The 15,404-nt window shown below is 35.4% G+C and carries 11 protein-coding genes, 1 pseudogene and 2 other annotated features; of the genes and pseudogenes, 6 read left to right on the forward strand and 6 right to left on the reverse strand.

Annotated elements, in window-relative coordinates; genetic code table 11:
• The first annotated feature begins 51 nt into the window (after positions 1 to 51).
• From potA to Ana3638_RS26895, 3 genes and pseudogenes are all read left to right on the forward strand, one after another.
• Positions 52 to 1,131 carry a spermidine/putrescine ABC transporter ATP-binding protein gene (gene potA / locus Ana3638_RS18945; RefSeq protein ID WP_161839425.1) on the forward strand — a complete coding sequence of 360 codons (1,080 nt, stop codon included), beginning with the start codon at positions 52 to 54 and terminating at the stop codon, positions 1,129 to 1,131.
• Entirely contained in the window at positions 1,121 to 1,939 is an 819-nt protein-coding gene (locus Ana3638_RS18950) for an ABC transporter permease (RefSeq protein ID WP_161839426.1), read from the forward strand. Before potA ends, Ana3638_RS18950 begins: the two co-directional genes overlap by 11 nt.
• Positions 1,933 to 3,899: pseudogene (locus Ana3638_RS26895) on the forward strand (extracellular solute-binding protein). Before Ana3638_RS18950 ends, Ana3638_RS26895 begins: the two are co-directional and overlap by 7 nt.
• Positions 3,900 to 3,993: 94 nt before the next feature.
• On the opposite strand, the gene Ana3638_RS18965 reads toward Ana3638_RS26895, so the two are convergent.
• The 3 genes from Ana3638_RS18965 to Ana3638_RS18975 all read right to left on the reverse strand — a co-directional run bounded on the left by Ana3638_RS18965 (position 3,994) and on the right by Ana3638_RS18975 (position 7,114).
• A complete protein-coding gene (locus Ana3638_RS18965; protein ID WP_161839429.1) occupies positions 3,994 to 4,953 on the reverse strand; it encodes a D-2-hydroxyacid dehydrogenase in 960 nt (319 codons plus the stop codon).
• 60 nt (positions 4,954 to 5,013) lie between these two features.
• Positions 5,014 to 6,018: a tryptophan--tRNA ligase gene (gene trpS, locus Ana3638_RS18970; protein ID WP_161839430.1), complete on the reverse strand. Its 1,005-nt coding sequence runs from the start codon at positions 6,016 to 6,018 to the stop codon at positions 5,014 to 5,016.
• A 128-nt stretch (positions 6,019 to 6,146) separates the two neighbouring features.
• Positions 6,147 to 6,421, reverse strand: a binding site (T-box leader).
• A 75-nt stretch (positions 6,422 to 6,496) separates the two neighbouring features.
• A complete protein-coding gene (locus Ana3638_RS18975; RefSeq protein ID WP_161839431.1) occupies positions 6,497 to 7,114 on the reverse strand; it encodes an HAD family hydrolase in 618 nt (205 codons plus the stop codon).
• A gap of 225 nt (positions 7,115 to 7,339) precedes the next feature.
• Here Ana3638_RS18975 and Ana3638_RS18980 point away from each other — a divergent pair, with 225 nt between their 5' ends.
• From Ana3638_RS18980 to Ana3638_RS18990, 3 genes are all read left to right on the forward strand, one after another.
• Complete coding sequence (locus Ana3638_RS18980) at positions 7,340 to 7,819, forward strand: S-ribosylhomocysteine lyase (protein ID WP_161839432.1); 480 nt, start codon at positions 7,340 to 7,342, stop codon at positions 7,817 to 7,819.
• A 189-nt stretch (positions 7,820 to 8,008) separates the two neighbouring features.
• Positions 8,009 to 8,509, forward strand: coding sequence for a hypothetical protein (locus Ana3638_RS18985; RefSeq protein ID WP_161839433.1), 501 nt, complete (start codon positions 8,009 to 8,011; stop codon positions 8,507 to 8,509).
• Between the two features lie 58 nt (positions 8,510 to 8,567).
• Positions 8,568 to 8,843 carry a hypothetical protein gene (locus tag Ana3638_RS18990; protein ID WP_161839434.1) on the forward strand — a complete coding sequence of 92 codons (276 nt, stop codon included), beginning with the start codon at positions 8,568 to 8,570 and terminating at the stop codon, positions 8,841 to 8,843.
• 207 nt (positions 8,844 to 9,050) lie between these two features.
• Here the strand turns inward: Ana3638_RS18990 and Ana3638_RS18995 are convergent, their stop codons facing one another.
• The 3 genes from Ana3638_RS18995 to leuS all read right to left on the reverse strand — a co-directional run bounded on the left by Ana3638_RS18995 (position 9,051) and on the right by leuS (position 14,792).
• Positions 9,051 to 10,097: a substrate-binding domain-containing protein gene (locus tag Ana3638_RS18995; RefSeq protein WP_161839435.1), complete on the reverse strand. Its 1,047-nt coding sequence runs from the start codon at positions 10,095 to 10,097 to the stop codon at positions 9,051 to 9,053.
• 174 nt (positions 10,098 to 10,271) lie between these two features.
• A complete protein-coding gene (locus tag Ana3638_RS19000) occupies positions 10,272 to 11,963 on the reverse strand; it encodes a methyl-accepting chemotaxis protein (RefSeq protein WP_161839436.1) in 1,692 nt (563 codons plus the stop codon).
• 420 nt (positions 11,964 to 12,383) lie between these two features.
• Positions 12,384 to 14,792 (reverse strand): leucine--tRNA ligase, encoded by a 2,409-nt coding sequence (gene leuS, locus Ana3638_RS19005; RefSeq protein ID WP_161839437.1) that lies wholly within the window; start codon positions 14,790 to 14,792, stop codon positions 12,384 to 12,386.
• 107 nt (positions 14,793 to 14,899) lie between these two features.
• Positions 14,900 to 15,168 (reverse strand) — a binding site (T-box leader).
• Between the last annotated feature and the right edge of the window lie 236 nt (positions 15,169 to 15,404).

The raw sequence follows: 15,404 nt of genomic DNA on the forward strand, positions 1-15,404 counted from the left end.
AATAGTTACAAAGTTATATATAAAAAATTATAATACCAAGGAGGATATAACATGGCAGGCAATAAGCTGATAAATCTAATTGATATTACAAAGACTTATGATGATAATACGGTTCTTGATTCCCTCAACCTATATATAAGAGAAAATGAATTTTTGACCTTGTTGGGACCAAGCGGCTGCGGTAAGACAACTACGCTGCGTATTATCGGCGGGTTTGAAAATCCGGATTCCGGTAAAATAATATTTGATGATAAGGATATTACGAAATTACCCCCCAATGAAAGACAGTTAAATACCGTATTTCAGAAGTATGCCTTATTTACCCATATGACTATAGCTGAAAATATAGCCTTTGGATTAAAAATAAAGAAAAAAAGTAAAACCTACATCAATGATAAAATAAAATATGCCTTAAAGCTTGTTAACCTGGAGGGTTTTGAAAACCGAACTCCTGATTCCTTAAGCGGCGGACAGCAGCAGCGAATTGCAATTGCCAGAGCGATTGTAAATGAACCAAAGGTATTACTTTTGGATGAACCTTTAGGCGCGTTGGATTTAAAGCTCCGACAGGATATGCAATATGAACTGATTCGACTAAAGAATGAACTTGGTATTACTTTTGTTTATGTAACCCATGACCAGGAAGAAGCCTTAACCATGTCCGATACCATTGTTGTTATGAATCAGGGTTACATACAGCAGGTGGGAACACCGGAAATGATATACAATGAACCAAAGAATGCTTTTGTTGCTGATTTTATCGGAGAAAGTAATATTTTACACGCTACTATGATTGAAGATAAACTGGTTAATATTCTGGGAACCAACTTCCCATGTGTGGATGTTGGGTTCGGTAAAAATCAACCGGTTGACGTTGTTATTCGTCCGGAAGATATTGATCTGGTAAAACCGGAGGAGGGTCTGATTACCGGTCGTGTAACTTCATTAATCTTTAAAGGAGTTCATTATGAAATGGAAGTTATGGCTGCCGGTCATGAATGGCTGGTACACAGTACCGATTTCTCCCAGGTAGGAAGTGAAGTTGGAATCTCGGTAAATCCATTTGACATACAGATCATGAATAAACCGGAGTCGGAGGATGAAGAGGCGGTGATTATGGATGAACAGTAAGCTTAAGTTATCTTTCCCCTATATAATCTGGATGGCAGTGTTTATCATTATTCCCTTGCTTATGATTATTTATTACGGATTTTCCTCTGAAGACGGTGGTATTACATTTACTAACCTGATTATGATTGCAGATCCCGTTAACCGGAAAGCACTCTGGCTTTCCTTAAGGTTATCTGTAATCAGTACCGTATTATGTCTGGTACTTGCCTATCCCGTAGCCTTGATTCTCCATAACATGAAATTTAAAAGTAATTCCTTTATTGTTATGATATTTATTTTACCTATGTGGATGAACTTTTTACTAAGGACCTTAGCCTGGCAGAATATTCTGGAGAAAACCGGTATAATTAACTCGTTTCTGGGTTTGCTGCATCTGCCGCAATTAAATATCATAAATACCCCGTCTGCCATTATATTTGGTATGGTTTACAACTTCCTGCCCTTTATGATATTACCTATTTATAATGTTATGTTAAAAATTAATGATGATATTATTAATGCAGCCAGAGATTTGGGTGCCAACAGTATACAGACATTAATAAAAATTATTTTACCCTTAAGTCTTCCCGGTGTAATCAGCGGAATCACGATGGTTTTTGTTCCCTCCCTGACAACTTTCGTTATATCTGATATACTTGGCGGAAGTAAGGTTGTATTAATCGGTAATGTAATTGAACAGCAATTTAAGACTATGAATAACTGGCATACCGGATCCGGTCTGTCCTTAGTATTAATGGTATTTATTTTAATAAGTATGGCTGTACTTGCTAAATATGATAAAGAGGAGGTGGGGAAAAGCGTATGGTAAAAAAATTTCTCCAAAGATTCTATTTAGTGTTAATTTTATTGTTTCTTTACGCTCCTATCCTGATTTTGATTATATTATCTTTTAACAAATCAAAATCCCGTTCCAAATGGGGCGGATTTACCTTTGGCTGGTATTCCAGATTATTTCAGGATGAAGATATTATGACAGCTTTATACAGCACCTTACTCATTGCATTATTGTCTGCATTGATTGCCACCGTTATCGGAACTGCAGCTTCCCTGGCGATGAATAATATGAGACGGATTCCCAGGGCTGTTTTAATGGGAATTACCAACATACCAATGTTAAATGCTGATATAGTAACCGGTATCTCCCTAATGTTATTGTTTGTAGCCTTAAACTATTCCTTAGGCTTTTCCAGTGTTCTAATGGCACATATAACCTTTAATATACCCTATGTCATTCTAAGCGTCATGCCCAAACTAAAGCAGCTGAACTTAAATACTTATGAAGCAGCCCTGGATTTAGGTGCAACACAACGTTATGCTTTTTATAAAGTAGTATTTCCGGATATCTTTCCCGGTGTACTCTCCGGATTTTTGCTTGCTTTTACTATGTCCTTAGATGATTTTGTAATTACATACTTTACAAAAGGTGCTTCTATTGATACCTTATCAACCAAAATTTATACGGAAGTACGTAAGGGAATTAAACCTGAAATGTATGCTCTATCCACTCTGCTATTCATCTCTGTTTTAATCCTTCTGGTTTTAATTAACCGAAGAAACGACAGGATACGAAAACCTGTGAAGCCGTAAACGCTAAGGAAAACAGATGAATATAAATGTTACTTTTACTTTAAAAAATTAAATTATTTATATGTACTATATTACTCTCACCAAACAGAAGTTTTTACAAAAGGAGGATAAAGATGAAAAAAATTACGATTGTTTTACTGCTCGCTTTTGTTAGTATAATCGCTCTATCCGGTTGCCAGAAAAGCAGCAAACCTACTCTCAATGTTTTTAATTGGGGTGAATATATCGACCCTGAGGTAAAAGACTTATTTGAAAAGGAAACGGGAATCCGTGTTAATTATAAGGAATTTGAGCAGAATGAGGATATGTACCCTGTAATAAAGACAGGCTCCGTTAAATATGACGTAGTATGTCCTTCTGACTATATGATTCAAAAAATGATTAATGAAGATATGCTGGCAGAAATTAATTATGATAATGTTCCAAACATCAAGAACATCGATCCCACCTACTTAAAAAGCGCCGAAGAATTTGATCCAGGTAATAAATACAGTGTTCCTTACTGTTGGGGAACTGTCGGTATTTTATACAATAAATCCATGATTAAAGAACCAATTGACAGCTGGGGTGCACTTTTTGATCCCGATTTCGTTAATGCCAATGGATACTCCGGTGATATTCTTATGATTAACAGTGTAAGGGATGCCTTTGGTATTGCTTTAGCTTATTTAGGTTATCCCATTAACTCTACAAATGAATCCGAACTGGAAGAAGCAAAAAAACTATTGCAGGAACAATTTCCAATGGTGGATGCTTATGTTATAGATCAGGTAAGGGATAAAATGATCGGTGGTGAAAATCCAATCGGTGTCATATACTCGGGTGAAGCAATCTATACACAGAGAGAAAATCCTGATCTTGAATATGTCGTACCCAAGGAAGGATCCAATGTATGGATTGATGGCTGGGTAATTCCGAAAAATACATCCAACAAAGAATACGCCGAAAAATGGATTAATTTTATGTGTGATCCGGATATAGCCTTAAAAAACTTTGAATACATTACCTATTCCACCCCTAATAAAGCAGCCAGAGATTTAATTGCCGATGAAGATATTAAAAACAGTGAAGTAGCATTTCCGGATGCTTCCGTATTGGAACGCTGCTCTACTTACCATTACCTTGGAACGGATCTGGAAAAACTGTATCTGGATAAGTGGAATGAAGTAAAATCAAATTAGATTATCAAAGAAAACTTTTACATATAAATTTTAATAAAAATGGCGGGGAAATATTGACATATTTGTTTTCATTCAATATCCCTGCCATTCTTTTTTATCCTCTTACAATATTTCTTTCTTCGCCGCGTAAAAAGGCTTTCATATTTTCATATACTTCCCGTACACAACGTTGTCTTGCTTCCACTGTCGCCCAGGCAATGTGAGGAGTAATGATTAATTTATTACTGTCTTTAATCCGCTGTAGTGGATTTTCCGGGGACATTGGCTCTACTTTTATTACATCCAGGCCGGCAGCAGCTATTTTATTTGTCTCCAGTGCTTTTACCAATGCATCCTCATTTACAATAGGCCCTCTGCCCAGATTTAAAAGAATAGCCGTACTTTTCATCTTCTCTAAAGCATTCCCATCAATGAGATTTTCCGTATCGGAATTCAATGGTGCATGAATGGATATAATATCTGCGCAGGTTAAAAGAGTATTAAAATCTACCCTTTCATATTCCCTATTTACATTCTTGCCTGAAGTGGAATAATAAATAACATGGCAGCCGAACGCTTCCGCTACCTTAGCTACTCCTCTTCCAATCTCTCCAAGTCCGATGATTCCCCATGTTTTACCATAGAGCTCATTAAATTTTATATCAAAACGACTGAAGATATCACTTTTTACGTAATCTCCGCTTTTTACAAAATTATCATAATAATTTAATTTTTCATATAGATAGAAAAGCAGGGCAAAGGTATGCTGTACCACGGAATTGGTTGAATACCCTTTCACATTTGCCACAGCTATATTTCGCTTATTGGTGTAAGCAAAATCAACAATATTAGTTCCTGTGCCGGTAATACAGATGAGTTGTAACTTATCCGCTTTATATAATGTAGATTCATTCATTGGAATTTTGTTAACGACTAATATATCGGCATCTGCTGATCTGTCTGCATTTAACAGAGGTTCTGATTTGTTGTATTTTATCACTTCACTAAATTCTTCAAATATGGTTAAATCCACATCATTACCTAACGTATCGGTTTCTAAAAAAACTACTTTCATTCATACCTCCGCAGTTTTACATTTCGGATGTCACGCTATCAGTTAGTAAATTACTGTAAATTAGCGAATTTTCTCAGGAAAGCCAACTTTCTTTTGGACTTTTCTTAAAGTCTTAGTTGCGTAATAATTTGCTTTTTCCGCATTTGTTTTGATTATACTGTCAACATAGGCCTTATCCTTATTCAGCTCAGCTACTCTGGTCTGGATCGGTTTTAATACGGAGGCTACCGCTTCTCCTACTGCCATTTTAAAATCACCGTATCCTTTTCCGTCAAATTCTTTAACTACTTCTTCTACTGTTTTATTGTTTGTTAAGCTGTAGATATCAATTAGATTTTTAATACCCGGTTTATCGTCGGAATATATTATCTGGTTATCGGAATCGGTTACCGCTCTCTTAAACTTACGGATTACAGTATCCGGGTCATCCATTAGATAAATACTTGCATTTACATTTTCATCGGATTTTGACATCTTTTTGGATGGTTCCTGTAAACTCATAATCTTTGCTCCAACTTTGCCGATATAAGGTTCCGGAATCGTAAATACATCTCCGTATATGCTGTTAAAACGTTCCGCAATATCTCTGGTTATCTCCAAGTGCTGCTTTTGGTCCACACCAACAGGTACAACGTCGGATTGGAATAAAAGAATATCGGCAGCCATTAATACAGGATAGGTAAATAATCCGGCATTAATGTTATCCGAATGTTTGGCAGCTTTATCTTTAAACTGGGTCATACGGTTTAGTTCTCCCATATAAGTAAAACAATTTAAAATCCAGCTTAATTCTGCATGGCCTGATACATGTGACTGATAATAAATGCAATTTTTTACCGGATCCAATCCAGCAGCAATATAAAGGGTTAATAATGCTCTGGCTCTTTTTCTAAGTTCAGCCGGATCCTGTCTGACTGTAATGGAATGAAGATCAACAACACAATAAAAACATTCATACTCTTCATTTAAAGTCAGCCAGTTATTTAAAGCTCCCAAATAATTTCCTAAAGTAAGATTTCCGGTAGCTTGCATTCCACTAAATAAAGACTTTTTTCCATCTAACATAAGTTATTCTCCTTTATTCTTAATTCTTAAAAAGTAATAAGTCTGGCTTGCCAGGCTCTGACGCTGACGCGCTGTCACTTCAGTGACAATTTACGCGGAAATAAAAAAACTTCTGTCGCAGTATTTATTACTGGGACAGAAGTTGTATCAGCTTCTGCGGTACCACCCGGTTTGGTGTTTTAGCACCCACTTTATCCTGTACATGAATCTGGGTAATTATTAGTCCATACCATATACATCCTCCTTTGATAACGGGTGGAGTTCCCGTCAGGCATTACTAAGTTTGCACTGTTCCTCCTGATCCTATAAGTCCATTCAGTATAACTTTATTACTGCATTTCCACCCTCTGCAGTTCTCTGCTAATAAGATATTATACTTACTATTCTTAATGATTGGAAATTTGTAACTATTTAATTATTCCAAGAAATAATGATAAATAAAGTATATCTATGATAATTCTAAAAGTCAATCCCTTTTTTACAGTTTTAGAAGCTCAGGAAAGGAATCTATCACATAATCATATTCTGTGACATCCCCAAAACCATATCTGGCATAAACAAAAGGTATACCCGCTTCTTTCGTAGCTACAGCATCACCTAACGTGTCACCAACGTATACCGGTGCATTTAAATGATTACGATTTATTATTAATCTTATATTATCCGCTTTTAAAAGACCGGATCTGCCGGGATATTCAAAATCGTCAAAATAATCCTGTAACCGGTGTGCTTTTAGAAAGCATTGAATATATCCCTCTTCACAGTTACTAACAATAAAAAGTCTGTAATTTTCTTTTAATTTCTTTAAAGTATCTTCTAAACCCTCAAACAGGATACCACCGACTTTTTCAAGGTAGGGACATTGTTTCGTAGTACTTTCCCGCATAATTTCAATTGCTGTTTCCTTAGAAACACTTGGTAACAACTTTATGGCTATTTCTTCAAGGGGCAAACCATATAAGGTTTTTAATCTGCCGGCATCAATAATATCTTTAACCTCCGGATATTTTTCCGCTACTTCCCTCCATATCACTGCCGCTGCATCGGTAGAATCCCATAAGGTACCGTCTAGATCAAATATTATGCTGTCAATCATTTTGATATCCTTTCTTCTATTTGTGTAATTTTCCATTTCTTCTTGCATTATAAACGAAAAAAAGTAAAAAATCCAGTTGAATCAATTAATTTTTTCGTAAAACTTATTCTTCTTTGTAAAGATATTCTATGCTATAATAGAAACATGCAATTTATAATTATTACTAATCCAGTTTAAGTTTCTTGTCATCATTAACAAACCAGATTCGTTATATAGGAGGAAGATATGAAACAGATAGCCAGTTTTACTATTGATCATATGAAATTATTAAGAGGAGTTTATGTTTCAAGAAAGGATACCGTTGGGGATGAGGTCCTAACTACCTTTGATATTCGTATGACCAGACCAAATTTTGAACCGGTAATGAATACAGCAGAAATTCATACGATAGAACACCTTGCTGCAACTTATTTAAGAAATCATCCTGATTACTCATCTAAAATTATTTATTTCGGACCTATGGGGTGCCGAACCGGATTTTATTTAATACTTGCAGGTGATTATGAATCTAAAGATATCATTCCGCTATTAACAGAAATGTTTGAATTTATTCAAGATTTTGAGGGTGACATTCCTGGTGCCGCAGCTGTAAACTGCGGAAATTATCTTGACATGAATTTAAATATGGCTAAGTATTTAGCGAAAAGATATTTAGAAGAAATCCTTATAGATATCTGCGAAGCTAACTTAGTTTATCCTGATTAATAATAATTCATAAGTATAAACAACTAATTTTATATATCTTAACGATAATATTTTAATTTGTGAATGGGGCTGTTACCAACGGCTCCATTTTTTTTTTTACTTTAGGCTTGCCACTCTTTGGCATGTTAAATAGTAATATTTTCGTATCCTTTGAATATAGTATAATGATAAAAGAGAATTGGAGAAGCCATGGATATAGACAATAACCCCAAAAACTCATCAGCCAGGCCTAATCATAACGCATTAAGCCATATAATGGACATAGCAAAAGCAGCTTTTCCTTATCTTGACAGTGATTCCCAGCAGTCTGTAGATTTAATTATTAAGACCGGGGAATTAATGGATGCCTTTCAGTCCTTTCGACAAAAAGGTTCTGTAACAACCTTCAGCCTCAGGAAAGAAAATATTGATATAGAAGGACTATTGACCAATATAAGAAGTGTATGTTACGGTCAAGAAAAGGAATTAATTGATATGATTTTAAATTTTATGAAAGCCAAAAATTTATATGATACATATTCTGCTTTTACATCAACAATGGCTTTTCAATCCGGAGATTCAGAAAATTCCGACGACTCTTCAGGCGGTTTTGGAAACCAGGATATGATGGAAATCTTAAGTTCCATGCTGACTCCAGAGCAAAAAAGTACCTTTGATAATATTAATATGATGTTTAGTGCGATGCAGTGACCGATTAATTTATAAATCATAATATAATATAAGCGTAGTAACGCAGACAGGAGAAGATATGAAAGATTTAGAATGGATTAACCATCCTGCAATGAAAAATATCGATGCCAGAAAATTAGCAGTTTTAGTTGATTTAGCTAATGAGGCAGAAGGAAAACCAGTAGATAAAGCATTACCATTACTTATAAAAGCTAATGCTAAATTGAAAGCTTTAGGTCTTACCTTTACTCCAGATGAATCAAGTTTAATGATAGAAATTTTAACAAAAGACATGTCACCTGCAGATAAACAAAAACTTGAAATGATAAAAAAAATGATTGCAAAAAAGAAGTAATACCAAAAGCATAAGGCTCTGACAAAACCTTTAATAATATAAGCATAAGTAGAAACTCGGAGCTATATTTTTTATTATACTTAATTAAGTGAACTCCGGCAGCATATTCCAGTAAAATATAGAATAGCTGCCGGAGTTCATGTATATTATATGATTTTTTGTCAGTAAAGTTTATTCCTTAATTTTGGTATTCTTACATTACAAGCGTTATTTATGTTTTGTAATGAGTCTGTTAACTGGTTCACCAAATTGATCTATTAAATAAACTTCCATATATAATTCTTTCGTTACCCTATCGTCATATATAATAGTTCTTCCTGTTAAAAGGGTATTTGCTAGTTCTGCCCCTAATGCTCCCATTTCGAAAGGCTGTTGTGCAATCGTCCCCTGCATTAATCCCGCTTTAATTGCAGTAATAGCAGCAGGTTCTCCGTCAAATCCCAACAACATTATCTGCCCTGTTTTACCTGATTCATTAATTGCTCTTGCTGCTCCCAGTGCCATTCTGTCATTTTCACAGAACACAACGGCTAAATCATTACCATACGCTTCTAAAATATTCTTCATCGCCAGGTATCCATCCACCTGATTTGAATTTCCCGGAAGTTCGGCAACAATTGTATATCCCCTATCTGTCATAACATTTTTAAAACCCTCACCTCTTCGTCGTGCATAGGTATATTTTTCCTGAACCGTTATAATTGCTGCATTGGTACTGGTTATGGAATGATCTCTTATTAACCTTAATGCATATTCACCCGCCAATACCCCGCCGCCTAAAGAATCGGAAACTATAAATGCATCTATATCGGCACCATCATAACCGGTATCTATCACTATTATTGGAATTCCTGCATTCCTTGCAGAATCAGATATAACGACCATTGCCTCCGGAGTAACAGGCGCAATAACCAACGCATCAATACCTAAACTAATTAAATGTAGTGCACCGGTAATCATTTCAGCCGTGCGCCCTTTTTCATCATGAGAAATCACATTCATTCCCAACTCTTTCGCCTTAGCAAAAACTCCGTCCTGCATGGCTGCAAAAAACTCCAATGAACCGTTGTATACACACCAGCCAATGGTAAACCCCTCTTTCTCAGTCGGCAGCTGCGTTGGTGTTACACTTATCTCCGAACCGTTTACCGGCAATTTCTCTGCGGAATTTTTTCTTCGATATTCCGCAAAGCAGATTATAGTTAATAAAATCAATAACAGTAAAACAGCGTTTTCTTTTTGCAATATTTTCATGATAACTCCCGCGCAATTCATTGGCATACACAGGGTACGGCTTGAATCTTGATAGCATCAATATTAATAAAATCTTATGTATATGTGATACTATTTATTCAGTTACAGGGAATTAATGAACTTTTCTAAAAATATTTATTAGGAATAAAGCGGACAAGTCCGTATCCCATATATTTATACTTTAAATTTATTCACAGCATTTTTAAGATTGAGTGAATTCTCTAAACTAATGTTCATTTGTTTATTTACTTCTTCAACCAACTCGACTATTTTAATGATTCGTTCTGCAATATCCTGTGTACCAGCTGCTCCCTGCCCTACTGTTACCGCGACTTCTGAAATAGCTTTAATAACTCCGTCAATTGTAGCAGTTAATTCTTCCGATGTGGCACTGAAGTCGCTCACCAGGTTATCTACAAATAATCCGTCATCTCCATAAGCTGCTCCTATTTTAACCATTTCCTTGTAATCATTTGAAACAGTCGTATCAAAAAATTCCATAATTGTTTTTGAATTTGCTGCCAGCTCATTTACCGAAGATAAAACTTCCTCCGTTACTTTCCCAATTTCAGTTACCGTCGTTTTGGAATCCTCCGCAAGTTTTCTTATTTCTTCAGCAACAACGGCAAAACCTTTACCTGCTTCCCCTGCTCTGGCAGCTTCGATTGCTGCGTTAAGAGCCAAGAGATTTGTCTGTTCGGAAATTTCCAATATAGCATGGGATAATACATTAATTTGTGATATAGCATCTGATTTTTTTAAAGCTGTTTCTAAATTTACTTTTGTATTTTTGTATATAGCATTTGCAGCATTCTGGGAATCACTTGCACCTTTTTTCAGATTAGCGGCTCTTTCATTGATTTTACTTACCGCTTCTGCCCCTTGCTGCGCTCTTTCCGCTAAGGATTCGGAAGCACTTGCTATATCAGCGGAGGATGCATTTACTTCTTCTGCCGCTGCTGCAGTTTCTTCCATACCGGCAGATAATTCTTCAATCGTAGCGGAAGACTCATCTACGTTTTCATTTAAAACGTTCAGGCACTCCCTTACACTAAATACTGCATTGTCTACGCCGTTAACACTTTGGTTAACTTCAATTATGATACCTCTTATGTTGGCAATAAACTGATTTACGGCACTTGCCAGTTCTCCGATCTCATCCTTTGACTTCAGTTCTATATTTTGTGTTAAATCTCCGCCTTTTTGTACCAATTCCTGCAATCTTAATTTCAGTTTTTTTATCGGCTTTGTAACACTATATGTAATAAAAACTGCCATTATAATTCCAAATAAGATTGCTCCAGCGACAATTGCTAAAATAATCTTACTGATGAATCCATACATCTGATCTCCGCTACGGCTTGTATTGTTTGCATTTTCTTCATTTTCTATAATTAAACTATTTAATGCCTCAGTAAGATTATTAAATGCATTTTTACATTCACCTTTTATGATTTCAGTGGACTTTTTTACATCTAATTGACGGCCTATTTGTATTAATTTATCATGTTCGGCTAAATATTTATCCCATTCTGTTTTTACAGTTTGTATAGCCTCATTATTGACATAACTTTGATAAGTTTCTATATTATGGTTAATATTGGTTTTATTTTCTTCCATTCTTTTTTCCAAAGCATCCATATCTTCTTTAGTAGTTAGTGTGATGTATTCGAATTCAAAAGAACGAAATCTTGCAATATCATAATTTATTTGATTAACACAATTAAGGCGTGGTATAACTTTCTCTGATATGATAGTGGAGGTTTGATTAACACGGTTTAAGAAATCTATTGATGTAATTCCTAAGCCGGTTAATAGAATCAAAATAATACTGAATGCGGTTACCAATTTGTTTTTTATGCTCATATTTTATTTCTCCTTCAGGTAGTTTAGTAATTACATGCTTCATTTGTATTAACAAGCATATAATTCTTTCTTAAAGCTTTTTGGCAATCTGAAATATTAGTATTATCTTATTAATTATATTAAGTATCATTTTAATGTCTGATTTAACACTTAAATTTTCACAACACCCCTCCAATGTTATGTCCTATCATCTCCCTTTCTACACTTTTCGACATTCTTCGATTTATTATAACATGAAGATTTTCTTAAATCAATTAAATAAATTAGAAAATTTTACTTAATAACGCTTTGATATTTAAAAACAAGAGCATTACACCTATTAACATAATAAGTGAGAATGCTCTTATAATACAAATTATTATTGTATATTAATAATAGTTCCAATTATAAATATATTTTACAATATACTATTGCAGAAATTTATTTTATAACAATATTTACAATTTTACCGGGAACGTAAATTTCTTTTATAATATTACCGGTTAACTTATCTGCAACAGATTCTTTTGCTTTAGAAATAACGGTATCCTTACCCTCATCAGCACCTACCATAACTACTGTTTTGGTTTTCCCATTTATCTGCACCGCTATTTCAATTTCATTATCTTTCATCTTATCTTCATCATATTCAGGCCATTTTTCAGCAAATACACTTTCCCTATGTCCTAGCTGTGACCATAATTCTTCGGCTACGTGAGGAATAAATGGAGCTAAAAGAACAATTGCAGTTTCAAGGGTTTCTTTATCCAATCCGCCCTCTTTCTTTACAAGGTCAATTAGTTTATTATTATATTCCATAAAGCCGCTGACAACGGTATTTAAGCTGAAAGTCTCAAGACGGGCCGTAATATCATAAATCATCTTATGTCTTACTTTAACCATTTCTTCAGTAGCTTTTCTATTAGTATCCTTATTGTCCATTACCAGATTCCAGAAACGGTTAATGAAACGGTAAACTCCATCCATTCCCCTGTCATCCCATTCGGAATCCAGTTCCGGAGGACCAACGAATAATTCATAAAGTCTTAAGGAGTCACAGCCATAATCCCTGACCAGATCGTCCGGCGATACCACATTACCTTTGGATTTACTCATTTTAGCACCATTTTTACCAATCATCCCCTGGTTAAATAATCTGATAAATGGTTCATCAAAATCAACTACCCCAATATCATGAAGGAATTTGGTGTAAAATCTGGAATATAATAAATGAAGTACTGCATGTTCCACGCCGCCGATATACATATCTACGGGTAAATATTTCTCAGCTTTTTCCCTGGATACCAATTCATTTTTATTTTTACTGTCTACATATCTTAAGAAATACCAGGAAGAACCAGCCCATTGCGGCATAGTGTTGGTTTCTCTCTTAGCCGGTTTACCGCAAACCGGGCAGGTTGTGTTAACCCATTCATGAATGTCCGCTAACGGAGATTCACCTGTACCCGTTGGCTGATAGCGTTCTACCTCCGGTAATAATAAAGGAAGCTCTTCCTCCGGTACCGGAACAGCACCGCAATGTTCACAGTGAACAATGGGTATGGGTTCACCCCAGTAACGCTGTCTTGAAAATACCCAGTCTCTTAATTTATAATTTGTTGTTTTCTTACCAATTCCACTTGCTTCCAATAATCCCGGAACATCTCGTTTTGCATCGGTAGAATTCATACCGTTAAATTCTCCTGAATTTATCATAATCCCAGATTCTGTATAAGCCTCTGTGAGATTCGGATTTTCTATTCCGTCTTTAGCGATAACCTGAATAATCGGAATATTAAATTTCTTGGCAAAATCAAAATCTCTGTCATCATGAGCAGGTACGCACATAATAGCACCGGTACCGTAATCAGCTAATACATAATCGGAAATCCAGATCGGTACTAATTGTTTATTTAACGGATTGATGGCATAACTTCCGGTAAAAACACCTGTCTTTTCTTTATCCTGTAAACGATCAACAGAAGATTTCATGGAGGATTTAAATAAATACTCTTCTACTGCTGATTTTTGTTCCTCCACAGCAAGTTCTTTAGCAAGGCTGTGTTCCGGTGCAAGTACCATAAAAGTAGCTCCATACAAAGTGTCCGGTCTGGTTGTGTATACTTTAACTTTCTTATCGGAACCCTTAACAGCAAAATCTATCTCCGCACCATAACTTTTTCCGATCCAGTCAGACTGCATCTTTTTAACCTTTTCCGGCCAGTCTAACTTATCCAGATCATCTAATAAACGGTCTGCATACTGGGTGATTTTTAACATCCATTGTTTTAGATTCTTCTTTGTAACAGGTTCACCGCAGCGTTCACAGCAGCCATTTACAACTTCTTCATTTGCAAGGCCTGTTTTACAGGAAGGACACCAGTTAATGGGCATTTCTTTTTCGTATGCAAGACCCGCTTTAAACATTTTAACAAAAATCCACTGAGTCCACTTATAAAATTCAGGGTCAGTTGTATTTACTTCCATACCCCAATCGTATATAGCAGAAATTTCATTAATCTGTCTCTTAATATTAGCAACATTCTCTGCCGTTGATTTACTTGGATGTACACCCATTTTGATAGCATAGTTTTCTACCGGAAGACCGAAAGCATCCCATCCCATAGGATGAATAATATAATAACCTTTTAATATCTTATATCTGCTCCAAACATCACTGATTACATAACCTCTCCAATGTCCGACATGAAGTCCGCTTCCGGATGGGTAAGGGAACATATCCAGACAGTAATATTTTGGTTTTGAACCGTCGTTGACATTCACTGGTTTCTTAGTCCAGTTACTGCGCCACTTCTTTTCAATTTCTCTGTGGTTATAAGGTGTAGCCATAATGATTCCTCCTATGATTAATTAATATAGATTTACGCCCCTGAGCGCTTGAAATGCTAATTCTCACTTTGCTTCTCGCGGCAATAAAAAAACCTTTTCGTCTCGGTAATAGAGACGAAAAGGTTATAATTCCGTGGTACCACTCTAATTCGCTTTATCCATATCATAAAATTAATTCTTTAATTCAAGAGATAAACGCACTTTAAGTTTCTGTAACGGGAATACCCGCCTCAACCTACAGTTGTAATCATATCCTGATTTACAATTCAATTGAGGAGCTCTAAGGCGAGTTGGGAGATATTCACGACTGCCTTGCACCGGCTGGCAGCTCTCTGAACGTGTATTTTCTCTTAATACTCCTTATCAATGCATCTTTTCATATAAGTTTACGATATATTCTATAACAAACAAGTAATATTTGTCAAGATATTTATGAAATTCTTATTTTTATTCAAAACCTTAATTCTTACTTTTAATGTTATAAATTTATACTTAAACTTTATGCTAAACTTTGATGAATAAGGGATGCTGTAACACATCTTAATAAATCATTCTATAGACCTAATTAGGTAATAAGATTTTGCCGCATCCCCACATTTAATATTCGATTGA

Origin of the sequence: Anaerocolumna sedimenticola, from assembly GCF_009931695.1 — a bacterium.
Lineage (GTDB): Bacteria > Bacillota > Clostridia > Lachnospirales > Lachnospiraceae > Anaerocolumna > Anaerocolumna sedimenticola.

Excerpts from the sequence above, each read along its gene's own strand:
- Ana3638_RS18990 (WP_161839434.1), top strand. The coding sequence starts at position 8,568 with ATGAAAGATTTAGAATGGATTAACCATCCTGCAATGAAAAATATCGAT.
- Ana3638_RS18975 (WP_161839431.1), bottom strand. The coding sequence starts at position 7,114 with ATGATTGACAGCATAATATTTGATCTAGACGGTACCTTATGGGATTCT.
- potA (WP_161839425.1), top strand. The coding sequence starts at position 52 with ATGGCAGGCAATAAGCTGATAAATCTAATTGATATTACAAAGACTTAT.
- Ana3638_RS18965 (WP_161839429.1), bottom strand. The coding sequence starts at position 4,953 with ATGAAAGTAGTTTTTTTAGAAACCGATACGTTAGGTAATGATGTGGAT.
- Ana3638_RS18995 (WP_161839435.1), bottom strand. The coding sequence starts at position 10,097 with ATGAAAATATTGCAAAAAGAAAACGCTGTTTTACTGTTATTGATTTTA.
- Ana3638_RS18980 (WP_161839432.1), top strand. The coding sequence starts at position 7,340 with ATGAAACAGATAGCCAGTTTTACTATTGATCATATGAAATTATTAAGA.
- Ana3638_RS18950 (WP_161839426.1), top strand. The coding sequence starts at position 1,121 with ATGAACAGTAAGCTTAAGTTATCTTTCCCCTATATAATCTGGATGGCA.
- Ana3638_RS19000 (WP_161839436.1), bottom strand. The coding sequence starts at position 11,963 with ATGAGCATAAAAAACAAATTGGTAACCGCATTCAGTATTATTTTGATT.
- Ana3638_RS18985 (WP_161839433.1), top strand. The coding sequence starts at position 8,009 with ATGGATATAGACAATAACCCCAAAAACTCATCAGCCAGGCCTAATCAT.
- leuS (WP_161839437.1), bottom strand. The coding sequence starts at position 14,792 with ATGGCTACACCTTATAACCACAGAGAAATTGAAAAGAAGTGGCGCAGT.
- trpS (WP_161839430.1), bottom strand. The coding sequence starts at position 6,018 with ATGTTAGATGGAAAAAAGTCTTTATTTAGTGGAATGCAAGCTACCGGA.